The 25,569-nt window shown below is 63.1% G+C and carries 23 protein-coding genes; 8 read left to right on the plus strand and 15 right to left on the minus strand.

Annotated features, from left to right (window positions below; all coding sequences use genetic code 11):
- The first annotated feature begins 29 nt into the window (after window positions 1–29).
- From VJ109_RS15015 to VJ109_RS15040, 6 genes are read left to right on the plus strand one after another with little or no spacing between them, the layout of a single operon-like run.
- Window positions 30–1,193, plus strand: a complete 1,164-nt coding sequence (locus VJ109_RS15015) for an alpha-1 4-glucan-protein synthase (protein ID WP_324757821.1) — start codon at window positions 30–32, stop codon at window positions 1,191–1,193.
- Between the two features lie 43 nt (window positions 1,194–1,236).
- Window positions 1,237–2,460, plus strand: coding sequence for an extracellular solute-binding protein (locus VJ109_RS15020; protein WP_324757823.1), 1,224 nt, complete (start codon window positions 1,237–1,239; stop codon window positions 2,458–2,460).
- Between the two features lie 3 nt (window positions 2,461–2,463).
- Window positions 2,464–4,083: an ABC transporter permease gene (locus tag VJ109_RS15025; RefSeq protein ID WP_324757825.1), complete on the plus strand. Its 1,620-nt coding sequence runs from the start codon at window positions 2,464–2,466 to the stop codon at window positions 4,081–4,083.
- A gap of 2 nt (window positions 4,084–4,085) precedes the next feature.
- Complete coding sequence (locus tag VJ109_RS15030; RefSeq protein ID WP_324757827.1) at window positions 4,086–5,213, plus strand: ABC transporter ATP-binding protein; 1,128 nt, start codon at window positions 4,086–4,088, stop codon at window positions 5,211–5,213.
- Window positions 5,210–7,210 carry an ArnT family glycosyltransferase gene (locus tag VJ109_RS15035; RefSeq protein ID WP_324757829.1) on the plus strand — a complete coding sequence of 667 codons (2,001 nt, stop codon included), beginning with the start codon at window positions 5,210–5,212 and terminating at the stop codon, window positions 7,208–7,210. Before VJ109_RS15030 ends, VJ109_RS15035 begins: the two co-directional genes overlap by 4 nt.
- Window positions 7,207–7,767, plus strand: a complete 561-nt coding sequence (locus VJ109_RS15040) for a gluconate 2-dehydrogenase subunit 3 family protein (protein WP_324757831.1) — start codon at window positions 7,207–7,209, stop codon at window positions 7,765–7,767. The genes VJ109_RS15035 and VJ109_RS15040 overlap by 4 nt, the downstream gene beginning before the upstream one ends.
- A 1-nt stretch (window position 7,768) precedes the next feature.
- Here VJ109_RS15040 and VJ109_RS15045 read toward each other — a convergent pair whose 3' ends face one another.
- The 14 genes from VJ109_RS15045 to VJ109_RS15110 all read right to left on the minus strand — a co-directional run bounded on the left by VJ109_RS15045 (window position 7,769) and on the right by VJ109_RS15110 (window position 23,184).
- Entirely contained in the window at window positions 7,769–8,479 is a 711-nt protein-coding gene (locus VJ109_RS15045) for a dolichyl-phosphate hexose transferase (RefSeq protein ID WP_324757832.1), read from the minus strand.
- A 51-nt stretch (window positions 8,480–8,530) separates the two neighbouring features.
- Window positions 8,531–9,334, minus strand: a complete 804-nt coding sequence (locus VJ109_RS15050; RefSeq protein WP_324757833.1) for a helix-turn-helix transcriptional regulator — start codon at window positions 9,332–9,334, stop codon at window positions 8,531–8,533.
- A 260-nt stretch (window positions 9,335–9,594) separates the two neighbouring features.
- Window positions 9,595–10,647 (minus strand): HTH-type sugar sensing transcriptional regulator TrmB, encoded by a 1,053-nt coding sequence (gene trmB / locus VJ109_RS15055; protein WP_324757835.1) that lies wholly within the window; start codon window positions 10,645–10,647, stop codon window positions 9,595–9,597.
- 42 nt (window positions 10,648–10,689) lie between these two features.
- Entirely contained in the window at window positions 10,690–11,832 is a 1,143-nt protein-coding gene (locus VJ109_RS15060; protein ID WP_324757836.1) for an ABC transporter ATP-binding protein, read from the minus strand.
- A 144-nt stretch (window positions 11,833–11,976) separates the two neighbouring features.
- The gene (locus VJ109_RS15065; RefSeq protein WP_324757838.1) at window positions 11,977–13,377 is read right to left on the minus strand and encodes an ABC transporter substrate-binding protein; all 1,401 of its coding nucleotides are present in this window, start codon (window positions 13,375–13,377) and stop codon (window positions 11,977–11,979) included.
- Between the two features lie 243 nt (window positions 13,378–13,620).
- Entirely contained in the window at window positions 13,621–14,685 is a 1,065-nt protein-coding gene (locus VJ109_RS15070; protein ID WP_324757840.1) for a glucose 1-dehydrogenase, read from the minus strand.
- Between the two features lie 51 nt (window positions 14,686–14,736).
- Window positions 14,737–15,807, minus strand: a complete 1,071-nt coding sequence (locus VJ109_RS15075) for a Gfo/Idh/MocA family protein (protein WP_324757841.1) — start codon at window positions 15,805–15,807, stop codon at window positions 14,737–14,739.
- 46 nt (window positions 15,808–15,853) lie between these two features.
- Window positions 15,854–16,048 (minus strand): DUF8005 family protein, encoded by a 195-nt coding sequence (locus tag VJ109_RS15080; RefSeq protein ID WP_324757842.1) that lies wholly within the window; start codon window positions 16,046–16,048, stop codon window positions 15,854–15,856.
- Between the two features lie 6 nt (window positions 16,049–16,054).
- Window positions 16,055–17,251 (minus strand): ABC transporter ATP-binding protein, encoded by a 1,197-nt coding sequence (locus VJ109_RS15085; protein WP_324757843.1) that lies wholly within the window; start codon window positions 17,249–17,251, stop codon window positions 16,055–16,057.
- 4 nt (window positions 17,252–17,255) lie between these two features.
- Window positions 17,256–18,245 (minus strand): carbohydrate ABC transporter permease, encoded by a 990-nt coding sequence (locus tag VJ109_RS15090; RefSeq protein WP_324757844.1) that lies wholly within the window; start codon window positions 18,243–18,245, stop codon window positions 17,256–17,258.
- Between the two features lies 1 nt (window position 18,246).
- Entirely contained in the window at window positions 18,247–19,236 is a 990-nt protein-coding gene (locus VJ109_RS15095; protein WP_324757845.1) for a carbohydrate ABC transporter permease, read from the minus strand.
- Window positions 19,237–19,313: 77 nt separating this feature from the next.
- Entirely contained in the window at window positions 19,314–20,855 is a 1,542-nt protein-coding gene (locus VJ109_RS15100) for a substrate-binding domain-containing protein (protein WP_324757846.1), read from the minus strand.
- 217 nt (window positions 20,856–21,072) lie between these two features.
- Entirely contained in the window at window positions 21,073–22,149 is a 1,077-nt protein-coding gene (locus VJ109_RS15105) for a TrmB family transcriptional regulator (RefSeq protein WP_276221553.1), read from the minus strand.
- 45 nt (window positions 22,150–22,194) lie between these two features.
- Complete coding sequence (locus VJ109_RS15110; protein ID WP_324757847.1) at window positions 22,195–23,184, minus strand: aldo/keto reductase; 990 nt, start codon at window positions 23,182–23,184, stop codon at window positions 22,195–22,197.
- Between the two features lie 102 nt (window positions 23,185–23,286).
- Between VJ109_RS15110 and VJ109_RS15115 the strand changes: the two genes are divergently transcribed.
- Window positions 23,287–24,159, plus strand: coding sequence for a DUF8054 domain-containing protein (locus VJ109_RS15115; protein WP_491745812.1), 873 nt, complete (start codon window positions 23,287–23,289; stop codon window positions 24,157–24,159).
- Window positions 24,160–24,497: 338 nt separating this feature from the next.
- Window positions 24,498–25,139, plus strand: a complete 642-nt coding sequence (gene gfcR, locus VJ109_RS15120) for a transcriptional regulator GfcR (protein ID WP_324757849.1) — start codon at window positions 24,498–24,500, stop codon at window positions 25,137–25,139.
- 86 nt (window positions 25,140–25,225) lie between these two features.
- Here the strand turns inward: gfcR and VJ109_RS15125 are convergent, their stop codons facing one another.
- The gene (locus VJ109_RS15125) at window positions 25,226–25,495 is read right to left on the minus strand and encodes a DUF7999 family protein (protein WP_324757850.1); all 270 of its coding nucleotides are present in this window, start codon (window positions 25,493–25,495) and stop codon (window positions 25,226–25,228) included.
- Window positions 25,496–25,569: the final 74 nt, after the last annotated feature.

A 25,569-nucleotide genomic window follows, 5' to 3' on the forward strand; every position in this document is an offset into this window, starting at 1 on the left:
TAGGGTTGCCTAAAGAGGTGGTACTACCGATGGATTCGGACATCTGTGTCGTCATCCCGACGATACGAAACCCCGACTGTTTGCGCACCTACGTACAGAACGCCCGCGATCACGGATTCGAGACCGATCGGCTCTTCTTCGTGCTCGTCACGGAGGAGTTCTGTGACACAGAGGGCATGGAAGCGATGCTCGACGAGGAAGGCGTCGACGGTGCTATCTTCGACGGTGCCGCCCGCGACGAGTGGTTCGCGGACCACGGCGCCGCCGAGTACGCGGATCTGATCCCCGAGGCCAGTCACGCACAGACCTCTTTCGGACTGCTGTATCTCTGGGCCAACAAGTTCGAGTACGGCGTGTTCATCGACGACGACACGGCTCCACACGAGGACGTGGACTTCTTCGGTACCCACATGGAAAACCTCGCGTTCGAGGGCCAGATCGAGACGGTCAGTTCCGACGAGCGCTGGGTCAACGTCCTCTACCAGAACGAGGACGAACACGGCCTCTACCCGCGTGGCTACCCCTACGCGGCGATGGACGAGACCGTCGAGACCGAGTCCACCTACGTCGACGACGTGGTCGCTTCCCAGGGGCTGTGGACCAACGTTCCCGACCTCGACGCCGTCCGTATCCTGATGGACGGCGACCTCCAGGGACAGGCCCAGACCCGGACCGAGGCGAGTGACTTCGGCACCGATTTCGTGGCCGCCGAGGGCAACTACCTCACCGTCTGCTCGATGAACCTGGCCTTCCGTCGGGAAATCGTTCCGGCGTTCTATCAACTGCCGATGGACGACAACGAGTGGGACGTGGGCCGGTTCGACGACATCTGGTCCGGACTGTTCCTCAAACGGGCCTGTGACGTGTTGGGCAAGCAGATATACAACGGCGATCCGCTCTGTGAACACAACAAGGCCCCGCGATCGACGTTCTCGGACCTGACAAACGAGGTCCACGGGCTGGAACTCAACGAACACGTCTGGGAGATCATCGACGCGGTCGGCGACGACGCCGATTCCTACGCCGAGGTGTTCGAAGCGATGGGTACCGCGATGGCCACCGGCGATTTCAGCGACTGGGAAAACGGTGCCTTCCTTAACTACTGCGGGGAGTTCATGCTCGACTGGCTGGACTGTCTCGACGTGGTCGAATCCACCGAAGCGGGCCGGGTCCCGGCGGCAGCGGACGACTAAAACACAAACCATTTAGGCAAACCTAAAGAAATATCGACAGATCATGACCGACAACACTCATCTCGATACGTCCCGGCGACGGTTCCTCGTCGCCAGCGGTGCGGCGGCGACGACCGCGCTGGCCGGTTGTTCGAGCATCTTCGGAAGCGAGACCAGCGGCTCTGACGGCGGAAGCGGCTCCGACGGTGGGAGCGGCTCCGGCGGTGGCTCCAGCAGTACCGACACCCCCGGCGGCGAAGTCACGCTCGCCAACTTCCGTGGCTCCGGTCCGCTCGTCGACCAGCGCGCGGCACCCGGCGGGACATCCATCGACGACCTTCCGGATCTGGATGGTGAACTGACGCTGTATCTCGGCGGGGGCGAAGGCGGTCTCTACGTCGAGCTGATCGACCTCTTCGAGCAGAAATATGACGGATTCACGGCGAATCATCGACTGGAACCCTCTAGCGATCTGGCGAACACGATCATCCAGGAGACGGAGGCAAACGCCAGCCCGGCCGACGTGTTCATGGCGGTCGACGCCGGTTCGCTCGGTGCCGTCGCCAACGCTGGGGCGACCGCACAACTCCCCTCCGAAGCGCTCTCGGCCGTCCGTGACGAGTTCAAGGACGACCAGGGACGGTGGGTCGGTATCGCCGGCCGTGCCCGTGCGATCCCCTACAACACCAACCAGCTCTCCGAGTCGGACATCCCGTCGACGGTCCAGGAGTTCCCGGAGACGGCCGCCCTCGAAGGAGCGATGGGCTGGGGTCCCAGTTACAGCGCGTTCCAGTCGTTCATCACGGCGATGCAACTGTTACGGGGCGAGGACGCGACCCGCTCGTGGCTCCAGGCGATGCAGGACCACGGGATCAGCCAGTACCCCGACGAGTTCCGGGTCTCGAACGCCGTCGCGGACGGCGAACTGGCCGCCGGGTTCGCCAACCACTACTACTCGCTTCGGGTCCGATCGGCCCGCCAGAACGCGCCGCTCTCGCTCGCGTTCACGGAGGGCGACGCGGGCGCGCTCGTCAACGTCTCGGGACTTGAGATCGTCGACGGGACCGACAACGCCGAACTCGCGGCGAACTTCGTCCGGCACGTCCTCTCGGCGGAGGCCCAGGAGTTCTTCGCCACGCGGACGTTCGCCTACCCGATGATCGACGGCGTCGCGCCGGTCGGGGACCTTCCGCGAGTCGACGACCTGAACCCCCCGGACATCGACCTGACGGAACTGGCCGACGTGGCGGGGACCGTCGATCTCCTGCGGGACGCGGGCGTCCTCTAAGCGATGGGAACGAGTGATCGATACGAACGGTTGAAAGAGCAAGCGAGCGCGACCGACAGCGACGGGACCGCCCCGACTCTGCTGTCGGTCGTCGCGCTCGCTATCTCGCTCGTCGTCCTCTCGCCGCTGGTGTGGCTCTTCCTCCAGGCCGGCGAGATCGAGTTCGCGCGAGCGGTCGAGTTGCTGACGAGCGAGACAACCGTCTCGGTCACTCTCAACACTGTGGCCCTCGTCGGCGGTGTCACCCTCTTCGCGATCGCACTCGGGGTGCCGCTGGCGATCCTGACCGTCCAGACCGACCTCCCGTTCAAACGGTTCTGGACGATCACGTCCGCGCTTCCGCTGGTCGTTCCCAGCTACATCGGCGCGTTCGCGTTCGTCTCGGCGTTCGGGCCACACGGGGAACTGGCCGATCTGCTGGCACCGCTGGGGATCGAGCAGATCCCGACGATCTACGGGCTCCACGGGGCGATCCTCGTGTTGACCCTGTTTACGTACCCCTACGTCTTTCTGACCACCCGCGCCTCGCTGCTGTCGTTCGACGGCACCGTCGTCGAGGCCGCCCGCTCGCTGAACCACACACGCTGGCAGGCGTTCCGGCGGGTGACGTTCCCACAGATCGCGCCCGGAATCGCCGCCGGGGCGCTGCTCGTCGCGCTGTATACCCTCTCGGACTTCGGGACGCCGGCGATCATGCAGTACGACGTGTTCACCCGGATGATCTACAACGAGTTCGGCGCCCGCCGGCTGGACTACGCCTCGGTGCTGTCGATGCTGTTGCTCGTGATGGCACTGGGGATCCTCGCCGTCGAATCTCGGCTCAGCGCCGACCGTGACGGCGCCTACGTCAACAGCGGCGGCCGGCGGCCCGGGGAGATCAAACTCGGGATCTGGAAGGTCCCCGCGGTGTTGTTCTGTGCCGGCATCGCCGCGCTGTGTCTGGCGCTACCGGTCGGTATCCTGCTGCAGTGGCTCGTCCGCTCCGGAACCGGCTACAGCGGTGGCGGATTCAGTTTCCAGGTGACCTACGCCTGGAACTCGCTGTGGCTTGCCGCTGCGGCCGCCGGCGTCTGTGTCGTCGCCGCGCTCCCGCTGGCATACCTCTCTGCCCGGGGTAGCGGTGCCAGTTCGGCCCTGCCCGAGCGCGCGAGCTACGTCGGCTACGCGGTTCCGGGTGTCGTCCTCGGTCTGGCGCTGGTGTATCTGGGACTCCGGTACGTCCCCTTCCTCTACCAGAGTGTCATCCTGCTGGTGTTTGCCTACGTCGTCCGGTTCCTCCCCCAGGCGGTCGGGTCGACCGAATCGTCGATCCTCCAGGTGGACCCCAGTTACATCGAGGCGGCCCGCTCGCTGGGGTACAACCCGCTGTCGGCGTTCCGGAAGGTCGTCTTGCCGCTGGTCGCGCCCGGAATCGCCGCCGGCGCGGCGCTCGTGTTCCTGACGACGATGAAGGAATTGCCGGCAACGCTGATGTTACGCCCGACCGGGTTCGAAACGTTCGTCACGTACATCTGGCTCGTCCAGGGGGCAGGCTACTACGGACAGGCGGCGGTCCCGGCGCTGGTTCTGGTCGCCGTCTCCGGGCTCTCGATGCTGGTCATCCTCAGACAGGAGGGAAGCTAACTATGTCCAACCACTCTACCCAACAGCTCTCCGAGTTCGAGAGCGTCGAAGCGGCGGTCGAAGACCCCGACAGAACGGTCCTACAGATCGACGACGTCACCAAGGACTACGGCGCCGAGATCGCCGTCGAGGACCTCTCGCTGTCGGTCAAAGACGGCGAACTGCTCACGCTCCTGGGTCCGTCCGGCTGTGGGAAGACGACGACGCTGCGGATGATCGCCGGCCTCGAACGACCGACCGCGGGGACGATCGACATTGCCGGTGAGACGGCGGCCGACTCCTCGACGTTCGAGAAGCCCGAGGATCGGAACGTCGGCATCGTCTTCCAGGACTACGCGCTGTTCCCGCATCTGACCGTCGCCGAGAACATCGCGTTCGGGCTGACCGACCTGGACGAGACGGCGACCGACCAGCGGGTGTCAGAACTGCTGGAACTGGTCGATCTGGAGGCTCACCACGACAAGATGCCCAGCCAGCTCTCGGGCGGGCAACAACAGCGGGTCGCACTGGCGCGGTCGCTGGCTCCGGAGCCGGACGTCTTGCTACTGGACGAACCCTTCTCGAACCTCGACGTGCGTCTCCGCGTGGAGATGCGCGAGGAGGTTCGCCGTATCCTCAAGCGGGCCGGCGTCACTGCGATCTCCGTGACCCACGACCAGGAGGAAGCCCTCTCGATCAGCGACCGGGTCGCGATCATGAACGACGGCCAGATCGCCCAGATCGGCGACCCGGCCGAGGTGTTCGAGAACCCCGAAAGCCGCTTCGTCGCGAGTTTCCTCGGCCAGGCGAGTTTCCTCTCGGCACGCGTCGTCGAGGGCAAGATCGAGACGGGACTCGGATCGTTCGAGACGACCCTGCTGAACGGACCGGTCGAGGCCTACGACGGCGCGATGGTCGACGTGTTGGTCCGGCCGGACGACCTCAAGGCGGTGCCGACCAGCGAGGCGAAGGCGGACGGCTACGTCGTCCACCGCCAGTACAACGGCCCGTCGTTCGTCTATCGCGTCGAGTTGCACTCGGGCGACGTGGTCCACTGTATGCACAATCACGTCGAGACGTTCGAGGCCGGCCAGCCCGTCGAGATCGACCTCGCAGCCGATCACGAACTGGCCTGGTATCCCACGGAATGAGCCGACTGCGGAACCCGCGCGTCCAGGCGATGCTCCTGGCCGCCGCCGGCGGTCTCCTGGTCTTCCTGCTCGCGACGGTCGTCTTCCCGTATCACACGTCGAACCACGACGAGGCGGTCTATCTCCAGCAGGCGGCGATGTTGCTGGAGGGGAAGCTGTATCTCCATCCACCGGTCGAGGAGACGTTTCGCCCGTGGTTCTTCGTCGAGGACGGGGACCGCCTCTACTCGAAGTACGCACCCGTGCCGGCGGCGATGTTCGCCGTGGGGAAACTGCTCGGCGGCTATCGCGTCGCGCTCGGCCTGATCGCGACGGGTGTGCTGGCGTTGACCTACCAGACGACACGCGAGGTGTTCGACGGCCGGACCGGCGTCCTTGCGACCGGGTTCGTGCTCGGGTCGCCACTCTTTCTGGTGAACGCGTCGGTGTTTCTCTCCTACATCCCGACGACGTTCTGGAACGTGGCTTTCGCCGCGGCGTACCTCCACGCCGATCGGACGGGGAGCCGACGGACCGGGGCGATCGCGGGGGCGGCTATCGGGATCGCCTTCTTCGCCAGGCCGTACACGTCGGTGCTGTTCGCTGCGCCCTTCATCTGTCACGCACTGTGGTCGCTGCGGACGCTGGAGCGCCCCGTCGTCGAACGCGTCGGGCTCACCGGCGTTTTCGGCCTGGCCGGTGTCGCCGTCGCGTTGGGCTACAACGCCGTCGTCACCGGATCGCCGTTCGTGTTCCCCTACCAGGCCTTCGCCCCGCAGGACGGTCTGGGGTTCGGCTACCACGAGATCGCGGGCTACTCCCGGGAGTTCACGCCGGCGTTGTCACTGCAGGCGAACGCCGAACTCCTCTCGAAACTGTTCACCCGGTGGCTCGTCGCCGGCCCGCTCGGGACGCTCGCGGCCGCGCTCGGGCTCGGCGTCGCCTACAGGCGGGGAACTGACGCGCGGACGATCGCGCTCGCGGGCGTGCTGGTGACGGTCACGCTCGGGAACTTCTACTTTTGGGGGACGATGAACATGCTCGGGGACGTGGCGGACCCGACGGACGGCCTCGTGGGCTTCCTGGGACCGTTCTACCACGTCGATCTGCTCGTCCCGCTGTCGGCGTTTGGCGCGGTTGGAGTGCGGGCCACGTGGGACTGGTCCCGAGCGGCGATCAGCGATCGCGTCGCACCGGCCCGACGCCGCGGTGCGGTCGCGGCCCTTCTCCTCGTCCTCGCAGCCGTCGTCGGTCCCGTGAGCGTCGCCGCAGCGAACGAGCCCCTGAGCGACAACTACGAGGTGACCCAGCAGTACGAGGTCGCCTACGAGCCCTTCGAGGAACGTGATTTCACCGACAGCGTCGTCTTCCTCCCGACCACCTACGGCGACTGGCTCAACCACCCGTTCCAACCGTTGCGCAACGATCCCGGGTTCGACGGCGAGACGGTGTACGCGATGCAACACCGGCAGTTCGCCGTCGTCGACGCCTATCCCGATCGACAGTACCATCGATACGTTTACCGTGGCGAATGGGTTCCGTTCCTGGGCCGGTCAGTCGAACCCCGGGTCCAGCGTGTCCGCGTGGCCGAGGGAAGCGCCGTGACGACGAGCCTCTCCGCGACGCTCCCGCCACAGACGGAACTGGTCTCGATGCGCCTCTCGGCGGACGGAGAGAGCGACTACGCGACCGTGGCGGGCAACGAGTCGGTCTCGCTGTCGCTCCGGACCGACGAGAACTTGACGACGCTGACCGGCCCGCGCGTCCAGCGACCGATCGGGATTCCGACGCCGGAGCGTGGGTCCGTCGAGCTATACATGTTCGTCGACTACGGCTCCGGTGTCGGCGTGACCTACAGAGTCGACCTCCCGGTCGACCGGACGGGGGAGGGGGTCCGGACGCTCACACCGAAACTGGAGGTCTGTTACAACGAGTTCCGCTGTGGCGGGGAAGCGGCCTATATCCCTGGCAGCTACCGACAGCCGATCAGTCTGAACGCGACGATGGAGACAGCATGACTGAACTCACCCGACGCGACGCGTTGGCAGCACTGACCGCGGCCGGAATCACGGTCGGCGGCGGCGCAGCGGCGCTCTCGTGGGCGGGCGACGACGGTGACGGTACTGAAACCGACGGAGAACCCGACGACTCACCGGTCGGTCCCCACGAACGCGCGACGATCAGGGCGGTCGCCCACGTCGTCTACCCCTCGGAACTCTCCGGCATCGACGGCTTCGTCGACGACTATCTCGCGGGTCGCGTGGCCGACGATGCCGAACGCGCCGGGGCAATCGCCGACGCTGTCGACGCGCTCGATGCCTACACGCGCGATTGGGAGGAAAAGCCGTTCACGGAACTCGATCGGCCGACACAGGACGAGATGCTCCGGGCGATGGGTGTCCAGATCGCTGAACCGGACCCGGGCGGCGAACCCCGACAGCGGGTCCGGTACTATCTGGTCAACGACCTACTGTTCGCGCTGTATGCCTCCCCGACCGGCGGGAAACTGGTGGGGATCGAGAACCCGCAAGGGTATCCGGGCGGGACAGAGAGCTACCGGCGACCGCCCGAATGAGTTATCGGAGTCGCTCTTCGACTGCGACCCGGACGATCGACCCGGCGATCTCGGCGCCACCCGAGAACGGGTCGAGTTTCGTCTCACCTTTCCGTTCGTCGTACTCGATCGGTATCTCGCGGACGTCGTAGCCACGCATCAGGGGTCGCATGAGCAGTTCCGCCGAGAGACCGGTGTTCTCCGTCCAGCGGATCTTCTGGACGATTTCACGCCGGTAGGCCCGCATCCCGGTCGTCATGTCGTGTGCCCGCTTGCCCATCAGGACGCTCCCGGCGAGTGCGAACAGTTCGTTGCCCAGGCGGTTCATCGCCGGCATCTCCTCGGCGCCGTGATAGAGCCGATCGCCGCTGACCACGTCGGCCCCGTCGTTGATCTCGTCCAGGAAATCGGGAAGTCGCTCCATCGGGTAGGTGTCGTCACAGTCGGTCGTGATGACGACGGGCCGATCCGGCGTCAGGACGGCCTCGCGGACCGCGACACCGTATCCCTGTGGCTCCTGTTCGATGACCGTCGCACCGTGGTCCCGTGCGATCTCCGGGGTCCGGTCGCTGGAGCCGTCGACACAGACCACGTCCGCCTTGCCGTCGGTTACGCTCTCGATGTCCGAGAGGACCGTCCCGATCGCGTCGGCCTCGTTGTACGTCCCCATTACGACTGCCAGATCGTCGAACGTGTACTCCGCTGGCGCTGTCCGATGGCGCTGTTGGCTCATTGAGTGACTGTGTGGACTATGCAGCCTTGAATGTTTAGGTTCGCCGAAATTCTAGTCAACGAAATGACTTTCTTCCGGCGGGGTGGCGTCGGCCCACACCGTCTCGAAGAGGTCCTGTCCCCACTGGATCGCCGCGTCGTCCTCCGAGACCAGCGTCGCTCGCGCCCACTGCCCGTTCCGTTCGGGCAGTGTGAGGATCGTCCACTCCTCGGAGACTCCCAGTGCGAACGGTACGTCGGCGATACGGACAGCGGTCGATTCCCATGACGAGTGGGGGTGTCGTTCGGGACTGGGTCCCTCGACGAGGTCCGTACTCAAGACGAGCCGTGCGTCCTCGTGGTCCGGCATCGCATCGCCGTAAGCTTCGTGGTAGACTGGCGAGACGATATCACAGGCCTCGACGGCGTCGATCCGGCTGGCGATCTGTCTGACCTGTCTGTTGAGGTCCGACTCGTGGGCCCGCAGGATCTCGTAGTCGCCCAACTCCGGCAGCCGACAGCGGTACACCTGCGGGAGCACCCTCGTATCGTGGTCGTTCCAGTAGTCCTCGTCGTCTGCCAGCAGCGACTCGGTGTCACGTATCCGACCGAGTGCGTCCGCGACGAGTTGGCCGCCACCTGTCAGCCTCCAGCCGTCCCGGTGGGAATCGACGAGCCCCTTCTCTTCCAGGTTCGACAGCGCGTCGTACACCGCGGACTCACTGGCATCGAGCGTTTCGAGCAACTCGCCTGTCGTCCTCGACATCTCACCGAGTGCACAGACGAGATCCTCACGAACCGACGACGTACAGACGTACCGTATCGGCCGCTGTCCGGACATAGCCACGTCGTCGTTTACGTCGATCCGACAGTACATATCACTTTCCACTCAGGTCGGAATCCCTCGTGCTGGATCGACTGTTCCCCGCTGAGATACTGTGGGATTTTTCACCGATCGCTGTGCAGCCACGGTTGCTGTCCGGAGCCACGCCGGGTCCCTGCTGTCGTATGCGACCGCTGTCGGTGTGGTCCCAGACAGCCTGACATCCCCACACGATGCCTCTGACCGAGGCTCGCTTCGAGCCTCGTCGTGGGCCTCCCACCCCCACGTCCGTTTCAAGCCCGATAGCCGATGTGTTACTTTCCGGGTGGTTCGTCACGACCGATACGGATCTCGTAGGCCTCGATGTCCTCGTAGGCGGCCACCTGTCCACCAACGTCGACCGGGCCGTCCGCCGTCTCGACGACCATCGTCGCGATTTCCCTGTTCGAGCCGAACGACGCTTCGGTGACGCGGCCGCTGATAACCCAGTGATCCCCCGTCTCGACGTCCCGTCCCTCGATCGTCGCGTAGAACTCGCCTTCGATCGAAGTCACATCGGAGATCGCACGACGGATGGTCCCATACCGGCGCGGGAACGGGATGTCGCTGTCGTCGGTTGCGATGATCTCACCGGTCGTCCACAGCACGGTATTGAGGAAGCCGGAGACCAGAAAGCCCAGTTCCGAGCGGTTGAAAACGACGCCGTAGCGGTCCGTGTTCCCGCTAATGCTCTCCCGTGTCGCATACATCGAGTAGTTTCCGTCGGCGACCGCGACGACCGGCGTCGTGACACCGCGACGACCCATGGCGGTCGTCGCGACCGACGTGTAATCGAACTCGTCCGGGTCCGGGGCCTGATCCGCCGGCGAGATGAGGATTTCCGTCGCGATACCGGAGTCGCGTTTGGCGGCCAGTCGCTCCTCGAAGCGACCGAGGAGCGACGGCGTCAGCGACAACAGGAGTTCGTACTCGGCCGCGTCGATGATGTCTTCGAGGTACCGGAGAATCGTCGGGCGGGATTTCACGAGTGAGACTGCCTCTGGTTCACGAGCCGGTGCCGTGTACCGATCCGCGAGGTCGTCGACGAGCGAATCGAGCGACTCCTGGATATCACCGAACGCCTCACGGGGGTCGATCGCACGGACCTTCATCGGACGTGACTCTTCCAGTTCGACGAGGCCGACAGCGCTCAGACTTCGAGCGGTATCGTACACCCGTGGCTGTGGGATATCGGTGTGTTCGGCGATCTCGGAAGCTGTGAGCTCGCCGTGTTCGAGAACACAGATGTAGGCGGCCATCTCGTATTCGCCCAGATCGAACCGTGTGATAACACGTTCGAGCGCAGCTTCGAGACTGTCGTCGGGCATATCCGAGGGTTCACCGGAAAGCTACAAAGAAGTTCTCACCTGCTACTGAATCCGGGGCGACTCCGCGGCGTCGAGTTCACGGTTCCGAAGCGCTTTGCCGCTGGACGCCTCGAAGACGTGGATCGCGTCTTCCGGGAACCCGACGACGATCCGCTGACCCGCGTTGACGCTTTTCATTCCGTCGATGACTGCCTTGAACGTCCCGTTTTCGGGGTCGTTCCCCTCGAACACGAGGTGAACGACGTTCTCGTCGCCCTTCGGTTCGACGACATCGACGATCGCGTGGTAGTCGGTGTCCGACTCAACGCTGGATTTGAGCACGACGTCTTCCGGCCGGATACCCAGTGTCAGATCCGTGGTGTTGCCCAGTTTCGAGACAGTCGTATCCGAGAGCGGGTACTCGAAGTCGTCGGCGACCAGGATCGAGCCGTGGCGCTCGATGTCGAAGAAGTTCATCGACGGTTCGCCGATGAATCCGGCGACAAAGAGGTTGTTCGGCTGGTGGTAACACTCCAGTGGGGTGCCACACTGCTGGAGGATACCCTCGTCGAGGATAGCGATCCGATCGGACATCGTCATCGCTTCGACCTGGTCGTGAGTGACGTACACCGTCGTCGTCCCGAGGTTGTTCTGGATCTGCTGGAGCTCGGTCCGCATCTCTGCCCGGAGCTTCGCATCCAGGTTCGCCAGGGGCTCGTCCATCAGGAACACTTCGGGTTCGCGCACGATCGCCCGACCCAGTGCGACTCGCTGTTGTTGGCCTCCGGAGAGTTCGGAGGGTTCGCGGTTGAGGAGATCGCCGATCCCCAGTAGCTCCGCGGTCTCCTCGACCCGGCGGCTGATCTCGTCGTCGGGCATGTCCGTCGCCTCTTCCAGTCCGAACGCCATGTTCCCCTTGACGCTCATGTGTGGGTACAGCGCGTAGGACTGGAACACCATCGCGATGTCTCGGTCGGTCGCCGGGATATCGTTGAGGACCGTCTCACCCAGCCGAATTTCGCCGTCAGAGATGTCTTCCAGGCCCGCGATCATCCGGAGTGTCGTGGATTTCCCACAGCCGGACGGGCCGACCAGTACCAGAAACTCACCGTCGCCGATCTCTACTGAGACGTCGTCGACAGCGACGATCCGCTCGCCGTCGTCGTCGAATACTTTCGTTACCTTATCGAGTGTCAAGCGTGCCATCGCTTACCTCCCCAGTTACCGTACCGCGTATTTGATATTTCGGGACCGTCCCGAGCGCGTTCGTCTACAAGGCTCTCTGGACACCGTATAATGCTACCGCTCTCCGATCGAGCGATAAAAAGTCCGGTGAACGAGGTGCCGTCGTTAGCTCCAGGCGTTGACCATCTGGTTGAGGACCTCTTCGTTCGAGGCACCACTGATGAACGAGGAGACGGCCGAGTTCGCGCCGGAGGCGACTTCGGGCGGTGCCGCCAGACCGTGTGCCAGCGACCGGGGCTGTGCGTCGCTGTTCTGGAAGTCTTCGATCTGGTCGGCCGAGAAGTCGTTGAACGGCTCGGTCGAGGCGTCGCCACGGGGCGGAATCGCACCCTTACCGGGGCAGAAGATCTCCTGTGCCTCTGTCGTCCCGACGAACCGGCACCACAGCGTCGTCGCTTCCGGTGACGGGTTGTCGACCGGGTACGGGAACGAGTCCATGTTCAGCGAGTAGTAGCCTTCCGTACCGGGGTACGGGATGTAGTCCCAGTCCTCGCCGTAGTTGAACCCGTCAGTCGTGACGTAGGTCCCTGCCGCCCAGTCACCCTGGTGGATAAAGCCGGCGTTACCGTTGATGATCTCGGAGTTCCCTTCGGTCCAGGAGATCGAACCGGCGTCGCTGGGGTAGAATTCGCTGTAGTCCCGAACGATGTCGAGTGCCTCCGCGAGCGAGTCGCGGTTGGCCTCGATCTGGCCCTCCTCGAAGGTCTGGGCGTACGTCTCGGCGTCGGTGACACCGAGGTACACCGTCGCGAACAGCTGGACGGTCGACCACGGCGCGTTGGTTTGGTGGGCCATCCCCGTGTAGCCTGCTTCCGAAACGGCCTGGAGCGCGTCGGTAACGTCCGACGGTGAACTCAGACTGGACGGATCGACACCAGCGTCCTCGATGACGCTGACGTTGTAGAACAGGTTGTTGATCCGGTGGATGTTCAACGGCACCGTCACGTAGTTCCCGGCCGGCTGTGCCGCGGCCTGGGGACCCGCGAGGTACCCATCCTTCATGCTGTTCTCGTTCCAGACGGACTCCTCGATATCTTCGAGCAGGTTGGCATCGGTATACGGCGTCAGTGCCGCACCGGGCCAGTTCTGCCAGGTACTCGGGTGGTTGCCGTTCTGGATCCGGGTCCGGATGTTCGACTGGAGGTTCTGCCCGGCACCGCCGGCGATGAGGTTGTCGTCGAAGTCGACGTACGGATACTTCTCGGTGAAGGCGTCCATCACCGATTGGATGGCCTCCAGACCGTCGCCCTCTCCCCACCAGTGGGCGACTTCCAACGCGTTTGTCTGTGTCTGCTCGTCTCCGCCGGAGTCACCGTCGCCGGAGCTGCCATCTCCGGAGCCACCGTCACCGGAACTCCCGTCTCCTGAGCTGCCGTCACCGGAGCCACCGTCCCCACCGGAGCCACCGTCACCACCACAGCCAGCCAGTGATGCAGCGCCAGCAGCACCCGCGATGCGCAGCGCGTTTCGTCTCGAAATCCGCTTGTCAGAGTTGTCGTCAGTCATGGTTGCACCAATACCTCACGATTTCATATTGAGGAATTTCACTTAATACTTCTGTATGACAACAACAGCCGTTTGACTTACAGAAATGACCACCAGATACCGCTGCCATCTTGCGGTTTTAATTGGTATTCGGTATCGAAATAATCCTTCTTCGCCGTGTCCTGGAATCGGCCCGAATCGATAATTCCACTTCGAAAAACACCGAATTATCTGCCTGGATAGGGGTATCCTGCTCGCGCGCGTTCACAACGAGTCGAACTCAACGACCGCCTTGATCTGGTCGTCGTCGTTCTCGAAAGCGGGTGCGACATCGGTCGGCTCCGCGACCGTCGTTATCAGGTCGTCGAGCAACCAGTTCGGTGCCTCGGAGAGCGTCTCCACGGCGTCCTCGAAGTGGGTGATGTGTGAGTTGACAGTCCCGATGAGACACTTGTTGTGCAGGACGATCTCGTTGTGAAGCGACCCGCCGTCGATCTCGAAGTCCCACGGTTCGGGGATACCGAGCAGGGCACCGACCCCGTTCGGCGCGAGTGCCTGCACGGTCTGGACGGAGTGGGGGGCGAACCCGGTCGCCTCGTAGATATAGTCGACCGACTCGTGGGCCTCCGGAATCTCGTCGACAGCCGTCTCCCGGGAATCGATGTAGGTCGAACCGAGTTCGTCGATGATCTCGATTGTCGGGTCCGGCCGATCGCGCCGGCCGACACAGTAGGTTCGGTCGAACTTCTGTTGGAGCATCCAGAGCGTGAGCAGTCCCAGCGACCCGTTGCCGAGGACACACGCCGACTCCGGTCGCCACTCGAACGGTTCCCGCGTCGAGAACGCGTGTTCGTTGGCCTTCTCGGTGATCGAGACCGGTTCGACGAACAGGCCGTACTCGGCCAACTCCGCCGGGATCGGAACGAGAAAGTCCGCGGGCGACGTGAAATACTCGGCCATGTACCCGTGTTCCCCGACGATTCCGCGTTCGAAATACTCGCCTTCGGGTGCCATATCCGGTTCCCCACGCCGGAAGTACTCGTTGGTCTCGCCGTTCGGTTTGCGTCGCACGGTCGGGACGACGACCTGTCCTTCGTCGAATCCCGTTCCGTTTGGCTCTTCGACGACGCCGACCGCCTCGTGGCCCAGCACCATGTGGTCTTCCCCATCCGGATACCCACCGTGAGAGCCACCGATGACTTCGTGATCTGTTCCGTCGACACCGACCCGTAGCGTCCGGACGAGCGCCTCACCCTTCTCTGGTGTTGGCCGTTCCTTCTCGAGCAGTACGGGTTGGTCCCCGTCCCGCCGAACACCGATTGCCTTCATAATACACCGGATTGTGAGAGCATGAGGGATTAAGTCTTTCTTCAGCGTTTGTTATTCGATCCGAACGGCCTCGCCGGCCTCGCTGGAGCGGTAGATCCCGTCGATGACTTTCTGGACAGTGAGGGCCTCCTCGACGGTGTTTCGCTCGGGGGCTTGCCCCTCCGCGACGGCCTCGACGAACCGGGTCGTCTCGGCGACGTGTGCCCCGCCGTCTCGTGTCTCGATCTCTGTGGTCCTGTGATGGTCTCCCCCCTGGCTGCTGCTCTCGTAGAGCGTCAGCTCACCCGATGCCAGATCGAGGCCGGCACCTGCCTCGTCGCCACGAACGTAGTACTGCTGGCTGTTCGGTCGGTTGCTCGCCCAGGCGACCTCTAGCGAGATCGTTGTGCCGTCCGCACACCGGACGAGTGCGCTAACGGAGTCATCGACGTCGAAGCCACTCGCTCCCTGGTCCTCGCCCCACATCTTGACGTACGAGTAGTCGTCGTCGGTGCCGAAGTTCGCCCGCGTGACCCCGGAAACCTCGGTGACTTCGGGATACCCCGACAGATAGAGCGAGAGATCGAGTGCGTGGACACCGATATCGATGAGCGAGCCACCACCCGACACCGACTTCTGGGTGAACCACGAGCCTCGGGCGGGGATCCCCCGACGGCGGATGTAGTCCGCTTCCACGTGGTTCACGTCGCCGAGTTCGCCTCGGCGGCGGTAGCCGTCGAGTACCTCGACCGGTTCCGCGAACCGTTTGTGGAACCCGACCATACAGAACCCCTCGGCGTCTTCGGCGGCCTCCGCGATACGGGTCGCACTCTCCAAGGTGTGGGCCAGTGGTTTCTCGACGAGTACGTCGAGTCCGGCGGCGAGCGCGTCGACGACGTATTCCTCGTGAAACCGGTTCGGTGTCGTCACGAGGACGGCGTCGATCTCCGCGAACATCTCCTCGTGGTCCTCGTAGACGTCTACGCCGTACGTGTCGGCGAACGCGGCTCGGGCGTCCGGATCGATATCGACGCCGGCGACGAGCGTCTCTTCGAGCCCACTCGCTTCGAGCGCGTCACAGTGGATATTCGCGATGTTTCCGAGACCGACGATTCCGAGTCGAACTGAAGACGGGTCACTCATGTCTGGACGGTGGTTGTGTGGACTAGGTTGGGAAAGCGCTACCGGGTCAGTACAGCTGTCGTTCCTTTTCCTCTCGTTCCTCGTCGTGCTGTTGCTGTGCCTTCTGACGGCGGCGGCCACGTCTGTATTGGATGACGCCCGGGATGATCGTGTTTTTCAGATCCAGAACGAACGACACGAAGCCGTACGCCCAGAAGAAAAACAGGACCAGCATCAGGCTCCACCAGAGGGTACCAGGCATTGTGTGTTAGTCGTCGGATTCCGCCTCGCTGCCGGCTGTCGCGCCGCCGGCTCCGATCGGTTCGAGCTTGTGGACGATCGCCTCACCCGAGGCCGAGTCGAACAGGTGGACGTTCCGCCTGTCGATGACGACCTCGACGTTTTCGTCCTCGGCGATCTCCGAATCGGGGTCGATGCTCATCAACAACTGGTCGTCGGTCGTCCGCTCCTGGTCCATCGAGGTCTCCCCTTCGCCCAACAGCAGGTAGGCGAAGATCTCGTCGCCCATCGGTTCCAGGATGTCCGTCCGTGTGGGGATCGCCGTCGACGGGTCGGGAACCTCGCTTCTTTCGGTGGCCGGATAGATGTCTTCCGGTCGGATGCCGATCGTCAGATCGTCACCGACACCGACGCCCTCGACGGTCGTCGGATCGAACTCTAGCGTAAAGTTCGGCGTTTCCAGCGCGTTCTCCGAGGCCGTCGCCGAGACGAAGTTCATCGACGGCGAGCCGATGAACCCGGCCACGAACAGGTTGTCGGGCTCGTTGTAACAGGTCAGCGGCGGCGCGATCTGCTGGAGACTCCCCGCGTTGAGGACGGCGATGCGGTCCGAGAGCGTCATCGCCTCCTCCTGGTCGTGGGTGACGTAGATGATCGTGGTGTCCAGTTCCTTGTGCAGGCGCTGGAGTTCCGTCCGCATGTGGACTTTCAGCTTCGCGTCTAAGTTCGCCAGTGGCTCGTCCATCAGGAACACGTCCGGTTCGCGGACGATCGCCCGGGCGATCGCGACACGCTGGCGCTGGCCGCCGGACATCTCTTCGGGCATCCGCCCGAGCATCCCCTCTAACTGGACGATGTCGGCCGCTCGCTCGACGCGGCGATCGATCTCGTCCTGTGGGTAGTCTCGGAGTCGGAGTCCGAAGCTGATGTTGTCGTAGACGTCCATGTGGGGAAACAGCGCGATGTTCTGGAACACCATCGCGATGCCCCGGTCTTTGGGCGGGAGGTTCGTCACCTCCCGATCGCCGATGAATATCTGCCCCTCGGAGGGGATGGTCAGCCCGGCGATCGTTTCCATGGTCGTCGATTTCCCACAGCCGGATGGACCGACGAAACAGATGAACTCGCCGTGGTCGATGTCGAGGTTCATGTCGTCGACCGCGGTGACTACTTCACCTTGATCGTCGTAGCGTTTCGTGACGTGTTCGAGTTTGACTCGTGCCATTGTGTTACTCCTTGAGTGCTCCTGAGGTCAGTCCGCTGACGATGCGTTCCTGTGCGACGACGACGAGGATGACGACGGGGAGGACCCCGACGATACTCGCGGCCGCCATGAGGTTGTACTGGGTGGTGTACTGGGTCTGGTAGCTGAGTATCCCACCGACGATCGGTGACCACTTCGCCGCCTCGGGAGAGGTGGCCATGATCGAACTGAAGAAATACTCGTTGTACACCGCGATGAAGGTCAGCACGGACGCCGTCGCCACACCCGGCGCCGACAGCGGCATGATGACCCGGAACAGCGCGCCGAGTCGCGTCGTTCCTTCGACGCGTGCTGCGTCCTCTAACCCGTCGGGAATCTGTCCGTAGAAGGTCGTGAGGATGAAGATCGACAGCGGCATGAACAGTGCGCTGAAGGGAAGGATCATCGATCCCGGTGTGTTCAACAGTCTTGGCGGCGTGAACAGCGGGATCTGCGTGAACGGCACCAACAGCGGTTCGTTGCCGGCGAAGGCCTTGAACAGCGGGATGACGAACGCCGCCGGCGGGAAGTAGCTGATCGCCAGGATACCCAGCATCAGGAGCGCACGGCCGGGGAAGCGGAGTCGGCCGAAGACGTATCCCGCGAGACTCGCGACGATCAAGACGATGATGGTCGTGGTGACCGCCAGGGCGAAGCTGTTCAACATATACAGGTGGAACGGTACCTGCTCGAAGACCGAGATGAACGCTTCGGGATTGAACCCCTTCGGCGTCGGCAGGGGGATGGTGAACCCACCGATCTGGGGCAGGAAACTCCCGGCCAGGAGGTTCCCTTCGGGCGTGACTGCCAGGACGGCGAGCCAGTAGAAGGGGAACAGCGTCGTCACGAGGAAAAACACCATCGCGGCGTAGAACAGCGACCTGTAGAGGCCGTCTGGGTTGGCTATCGTTCGCTTGGCCCAGCCACTGATCCCGCCTTCGTCACTCGCGTCGGTGTTGCCAGTTGTCGTTGCCATGTTAGATCGCGTCCTCCCCTTGCCAGAGGATAATTCCCATCACAACTATTCCGATAATCGCCGCAGTGACGAACGCGATGGAGGCGGACACGCCCTCACGGGTCGTGAACGTCGCGACGACCATACAGGACAGCGACGGAACGACGGTACAACTCGATACGGTATCGATGATACCGTAGACCCGCATCGCCTGCACGGAGCGGAACAGCACGGCGATCCCGATAGTGGGCAGGATGAGCGGGAAGGTGATGTACTTGAACTGCTGCCACTTGGTCGCGCCCGCGACCTTCGCGACGTTGTAGAGCCCGCGGTCGATGCTTTGGAGCCCGGCGAGTATCAGTAGCGCCATGAACGCCGAGGTCTTCCAGATGTCGGCGACGATGATGATAAACACCGCACTGGCGGTGTCGTTGAGCGTGTTCGTCGGCGCGAGTAGCCCCAGATCCGCGAGGAACGGCGTCGCGAACCCGATGTTGGAGTTGAACATCAGGAAGAAGATCATCCCCTGAATGACGACCGGGACGGCCCACGGGATGATGATGGCCGCACGAATCCACCGACGCCCGTAGAAGTCCTGGTCGAGGATGAGCGCCTGTCCTAGCCCGATGAGGGTCTCGAAGAGGACGCTCACCACGGCGAAGATGATCGTGACGACCAGGGCGCTGTTGAGCATCCCGGTCAGTGTTAGCTCGGTCGGGAGGAACGAGGTCCCACCGGGGAGGTACCGATCCAGCCCACCGGTGAACAGGTCGACGTAGTTCCCGACGCCGACGAAGGTCGTCGACGAGAAGTCCGTCGAGAGACGGAACAGCGACAGCTCGAACGTCCTGAGCAGTGGGTATAGCGCGACGATACCCAACAGGACGAACACTGGGACCAGTAAGAGGTAGGCGTACTGCGTGTCGCTCAAGTTTTCCATCCAACGCATCACTTGCACTAACGCGCCGGAACGCCGGGACTCACGCCCCGTGTCGGCAGTATCAGTGCTCATTTCCGTGTATCCCTCCTATAGGTTCCATAATCAATAATAACGCAGTATTGGTTTAAAGCTAGGCGAGGCCCCAGTGGTTACGACTCGGTCTCCACGAGGCTCTCACGTAGCGTGTCCATCGCCGACTGTGAGTCGGTCTCCTGACCGACCGCGCGGTTGGCCTGCTGGGCGATGTTGCTCGACTGGTCGCTCCAGACGGCGGTCACGGGACGTGGCATCGTGTTGTTCCCGGCGACCTGCAGCGTGTCCATGTACCGACCGACGACAGGGACGTTCCGTGCTTCGTCGGAGTTGAACAGCTCCGGCCGCGGGGGCAGCCAGCCCTGGATGGACAGCAGCCTGAGCTGGAAGTCCGGCTGCATCGCGGTACGGATGACCTCCGTGACCGCAGAGTCCTTGCTGCTGTTGGGATTGACCGTCATGTGCCAGCCACCCAGCGCGGAGGTCGTGCCACCGGTCCCGGGCTGTGCGGCCTCGGATTCGGACACGGCGTACGGGATCGGCATCGCACCCAGGTCCTCGCCAAGTGCCGGGTCTTCCGTCTCTTCCGGGTTCCGACCACAGAGCGCGAGCGAGTACGGCCAGTTACGGTGGAAGACGGCGTTGCCGCTCGCGAACGGCGCACGGGACGGCTCCTCGTTCCATCCGAGGATCTCCGTCGGGGTGAACCCGCCGCCGTACCCCTCGAAGTCGCCGCCGAAGTCCTCGTCGTGGACGAACTTCCGCATCATGTTGAGCGAGTTGACGACCTCGGGCTCGTTGACCGTGATCGGCCGGTCGCCGATCGGCCCGAAGAGGTTGTCCCGGCCGCCGAAGTAGGCGCCGCCCCACGAGGACATGACCTCGTTGAACGTACAGCAGGAGGTTCCCTCGTAGATGTCCCACTGTGTGGTGAATCCGAAGTCCACGTCGGCATTGTCGAAGGTGTCGGCCGCGATGTTGGACCACTCCTCCCAGGTCATCGGCTCGGTCGCCCAGTTGTTCGATTCGGGACTGTAGCCGGCGTCCTCGACGAGGTCCTTGCGGTACTGCATCGTCGGGAAGTCGGGGAACACCGGGACACCGAAGAGGTTCCCGTTGCTCGGGTTCCGCGCCGTATCGGTGAACGCCGAGAAGTAGTTGTCCTGGACATCCGTCAGGAGTTCCTCGGGCAGGGTCTCGGTGAGGTTCTGGAGTTGTCCCCGCTGGATGAAGATGTTCGTCCAGCCGTTGTCCATCAGGAACATGTCCGGCGACGTCTCGCCGGCGCTCAGGAGGCGATTGTAGTTCGACCGTGCCGCACCGGTGTCCTGGTCACGCGGGACGAACTCGATCTCGACGTTGTCCGGAAGGCCGTTGTCCCGCAGTGCCTGCTTGATGGCGTCGCCGTTGTTCTGGACTGCGACGGGGTCGAAACCCCACTCGACCGTCGTCGTTTCGTTGCCACCGCTGCCGCCGCTGCTGCCGCCGTCACCGCCGTCCCCGCCAGAACCTCCGTCTCCACCGTCTCCGCCGGAGCCCCCGTCACTCGCACAGCCAGCCAGTCCTGCGACCACACCGGTTGCCCCAGCCGCTTGGACAAACCGTCGTCGCGAAATACCGTTCGTTCCACTGTCACCTGTTGTGCCGTTGTCCGACATGTCTATCCTGGTTCTTACTGGGTTAGCACTTAAAGGTTATCCATAATTAACCACAGGTGTTGTTAATCGACTGTGAACGGACCATCAAACATGAATATATCTGATAGATACACCCCGATCTCAACTATCAGTATATAAAAACTCGGTAATGCACAACGATCGTTTGGGATAGAATCCCGCTCAAACGCGTAAACTGTGGGAGCGTTTTTCGGTCGTCCTACTCGTACTGTATATCCGTGACCGTGATGTTGGTCGCCTCGATCTCTTCGATCACGGCCCCCCAGCCACCGATCTCGTATGTCCGATCGTCGGTGACGACCGTCGCCGCGACACGGCCCGCTAACTGTGCCAGCGGGACCGGTTCGACTCGGCCCATGTTCTTCCCGGTGTAGTCGACGTCTGTGATGATCCCGGTGATCTCGACCGATTCGTTGGTCTGGGTCTTGTACCCCGCGACGACGACTTCGATCCGAGCACCTTCGTCCAGTAACGGTTCGATATCCCGAACCGCGTGGCGGAGATCGACGTACGTCGTCGGCGTCTCCGGGCTCCGGCGTGTGTAGATCGTATCCCAGATCTCCCAGAGACACGTCAGGAAGAACCAGTGGAAGACGTACGTATGAGTTCGATCGTTGACGAGGACACCGTAGTTGCTGATCGAGTGTCGGTGTGGAGCGAAACACGTCCACGCCCGGTCGACCAGGACCAGAAACGGTGCGGGGATCGAGCGATGGCGGGCCTCGGTACAGACACCCTCTAGTTCCTCGTGTGTCGGAATCTCCGCATCCGGTTTGGTACAGATACTGAGTTTGATGTCGACGCCGCGTTCGCTGGCCTCCCTGAGGGCCGGTTCGAGTTCGTAGAACTGCTGGGTATTGACCCCTATCTGGATCTGGTTCTCCGCCCCCTCGATCAGTTCACGGGCACGGTTGAGAACCGTCTCGAACCGTTTGACGATACTGACTTCGTGATCGCTGATCTCGGGTTGGTCCCACCGCTCCTCGATGGTTTCGGCGGCGTCGAGGTACTTGTTCGAGCGCGAGCGCAGGTCTTCGAGTACTTCCTTTGGGTCTCTGGCACGCGCCGTCAGACTGTCCTGCTGGAACGTCTCGATATAGCCTTTCGATTCGAGGTCCCGGAGCACGTCGTAGATCCGTGGGTCCGGAACGTCACACGATTCCGCGACGTCTGTCGCGGACGCCGTTCCCAATTCGAGCAAGGCGACGTACGCCTCGGCCTGGTAAGGGGAGAGTCCAGCGTCTTCCAGTACGTCGGTGAGTTCGTCGTCGTTCATCTGTGTGTCATCTGCGTAGTGTCCTGTTGCGAACGCGAATCGCTCTCAGTCTTTCCCTGGGACCGGCCATTGCGGGTATTTCGGTTCCGCGATGCGGGCACACTCCTCGTCGCTCAGCGACAGCGTGACCGCATCGATGTCTTCCTCCAGGTGATCGATCGTTCGAGGGCCGATGATCGGCGCGTCGACCACGTCCTGTTCGAGGAGCCAGGCGAGACTTACCTGTGCCGGTGTAGCGTCGTTCTCGGCTGCGATATCCCGAACCGCGTCGAGCACTGCCCAGTTTTCCTCGGTGAACCGGTCCGCGGTGTAGTCGTCGTCGGTGGCACGTCCTGCGGTCGGCTCGTCGCCACGGTCGTACTTGCCTGCCAGGAACCCCCCACCGAGCGGCGACCAGGGGATCACACCGATCTCCTCGCTCTCACAGACCGGCAGGAGGTTCGCCTCCTCGTGTCGGTCGACGGCGTTGTACTCCGGTTGCATACAGACGAACCGCTCGTAGCCCTCGATATCCGCGGTGTACAGCGCCTTCTGGAACTGCCAGTTGGCCATCGTACTGGCGCCGATGTACCGGACGTACCCCTCGTCGACGAGATACGTAAGCGCCTCTAGCGTCTCCTCGATCGGCGTCTCCTCGTCCCAGCGGTGGATCTGGTAGAGGTCGAGGTACTCCACGCCGAGCCGATCGAGGCTGGCGTGGCACTGGTCGATGATGTGTTTCTTCGAGAGGCCGCCGCCGTTCGGGCCGTCGTGCATGTCGAAAAAGACCTTGGTGGCGACGACCAGTTCGTCCCGGCGATACGAATCGAGGACCGAGCCGACGATCTCCTCGCTCTCGCCGGCCGAGTAGGCGTTTGCGGTATCGACGAAATTGATCCCGAGATCCAGTGCTCGCCGGAGAAGCTCCCGGCTCGCCTCGGCGTCGTTCATCATCCAGGGTTCGCTGCTTCCGAAGTTCATCGTCCCCAGACAGAGTGTAGACACCTCTAGGCCCGTCGAACCGAGAGTCGTATACCTCATCTCCGAATCCGGCATGAGAGCATGTAACAACACCTGTTGTTAAAAAGTTTGGTGAGTTCGTCACTAGCTGCTTGTGTGGGGAGATTGATAAGGGACGTGTTGTAAGTGCAGGACACGATGGCATTTCTCGATTCGGTACGCGACGAGACACATACCGGGAAGAACAGATGCTGGCCGTGTACGATCGTCAACGTCGCTATTCTTGGGTTACTAATACTATTTCTGGCGGTTCGTCGACGGCGATTGGTGGCTGCTGTCGTGGCGACGCTGGGGCTCGGTGTGATCGCTCTGCGGGGTTATCTCGTCCCGTACACCCCTGTGTTCGCTCCCCGTCTGGTCGCGGCCTCACCACTGCCCGACGAGTGGTTCCACGACGACTACAGCGTACCTGTCCACGAACCGGAGGCTATCGCTGAACAGTCTCCCGACGATACGACAGACGACCGAGAGCCCACCGAAGACACGTCGCTCGTGGCCGCTGTCGACCTGGACGGTGAAACGGTGATGGCGGCACTGGCCGAGGCAGGCGTCCTAGACGCGGACGGAGAGATGCTGTTTCTCGCTGACGATATCGAGACCGCCTGGCACGAGCGGATGGCCGATCTGTCGACGCTTTCGCTGGACGCCCTCGCAGACGATGTCCGAGAGACCTTTCCCCACATCCAACACGCCGAAGGACTCCACACCAACGGGCGGGAATGGGTCGTCGTCGGTGAGGGACAGGGTACCCTCGTCGGGAAACCGGTCGTTGTCGCGGAACTCGCCGCGTACCGAGTGCTGTCGGATGTCGTCGACGACGACCGGATTCGAACCGCCGCCGCCGAAACGTTCCGGATGTTTCTCGACGACTGCCCGGTCTGTGGGTCGTCCCTCGTCGAATCGACGGAGGTCGGCTGCTGTGGGAGCTACACGACCCCACGCGAGTCGCCCGACGAGACCCTCGTCTGTCCGTCGTGTAAACAGCGGATATACCGGTTCCCGACCGAGTGAGTACGGGAGTATCGCGTACGAACAGACCAAACGGAGTGCGGGAAGGGTCCCGCCGGCCGGATTGGTGGCAACCATGCGCGACGGCCTGGCAGACCCGTCGCGGATACGTCGGTCGATCGTTGGCCGGGCGTGCGACAGTATGGGGGGAAGAGTCCTGGCATAGGGGGATGACGATGGCACGTCGCCGGACTCGTTGGGGCCATCAGTGTCGTCCGAGCACGCGGACGACGGGACACGACCCAGCCACTATCGAGTAACAACGGGTGTTGTAAATAGTTTGTGGGGAACGGTTAGCCGATAGCACATGCTATTAAACCCTCCCACACGCAGGAGGGCATATGAAGAACACGGACGACCTCGTCGCGAGCGCGGCCGACCTCGCGGAACGAGGGCTCTCCAAAGGTGAGATCGCAGACGAACTCAACGTCTCGCGTGAGACCGCTAGCTGGCTGGTGGAACGCAGCGGAACGGGTACGGAGCCGACCTCGTCGCCGTCGGGTGGCCCCCACGACATCCACGTCGACTGGTCCGCGCTAGGACGGGACTCCTCGCGGCTGTATCACGCCGGTGCCGCCATGGCTGACCTGGCCGCCAAGCAGGGCCAAGACGTCGACTTGACCATCGGAATCGAGAAGGCGGGCGCTCCCTTGGCGACCACCGTCGCACACGAACTCGACACCGATCTGGGGACCTATGCGCCGACCAAACACCAGTGGGACGACGACGACAGCGAGGCCGCAGACGGCTCGTTCTCGCGGAACTTCGCCGAGATTCGCAACCGAGACTGCTACATCGTCGACGACACCATCACCAGCGGGAAGACGATGTCCGAGACCATCAGCGCCATCCGCCAGCAGGGGGGCAATCCGGTCGCCTGCGTCGTCCTGGCCGACAAACGCGGCGTCGAGGATATCCAGGGCGTCCCCGTCTACTCGCTGTTGCAGGTCATCCGTGTCGGTAGCGACGACGGCGCGGAGTGATCGGCGAACGCCACCTGAGGGTGACGGCGGTCTCCCCGGAGACGTGTTTTCGCGGTCCCCAGCGGTATCAGCCGGACTGACAGCGCTTACAGTGTCGCGGTTTCGTCGGCGACGGCATGGACGCCAATTACACGCCAGCAGTTGCCGCGGGCGAGGACCCGTTCGATGTCGACGTCGACGACCGACCCCTCCGGGAGCGAGTTGATCAGTTCCCGGACGACGGGCGAGGCATATTCGACGAGTTGATACGTAGAGCCGATGTCCTCGACGATCGCGACCGCCGAATCGCTCTCGGCCGGTTGCTTGGTGATCGTAATGCGGACCGACTGCCGCTTCCGTCGACTGCTTCCGGTCACACGTACTCCCTGACGGGTCGGCCCCGGATTCCCCGTCGGGCTGCTACTCTCGGTGTCACGTCGCCGGCCGTCCG

The sequence above is a fragment of the Haloarcula montana genome, assembly GCF_035666295.1.
In the GTDB taxonomy this organism is placed as follows: domain Archaea; phylum Halobacteriota; class Halobacteria; order Halobacteriales; family Haloarculaceae; genus Haloarcula; species Haloarcula montana.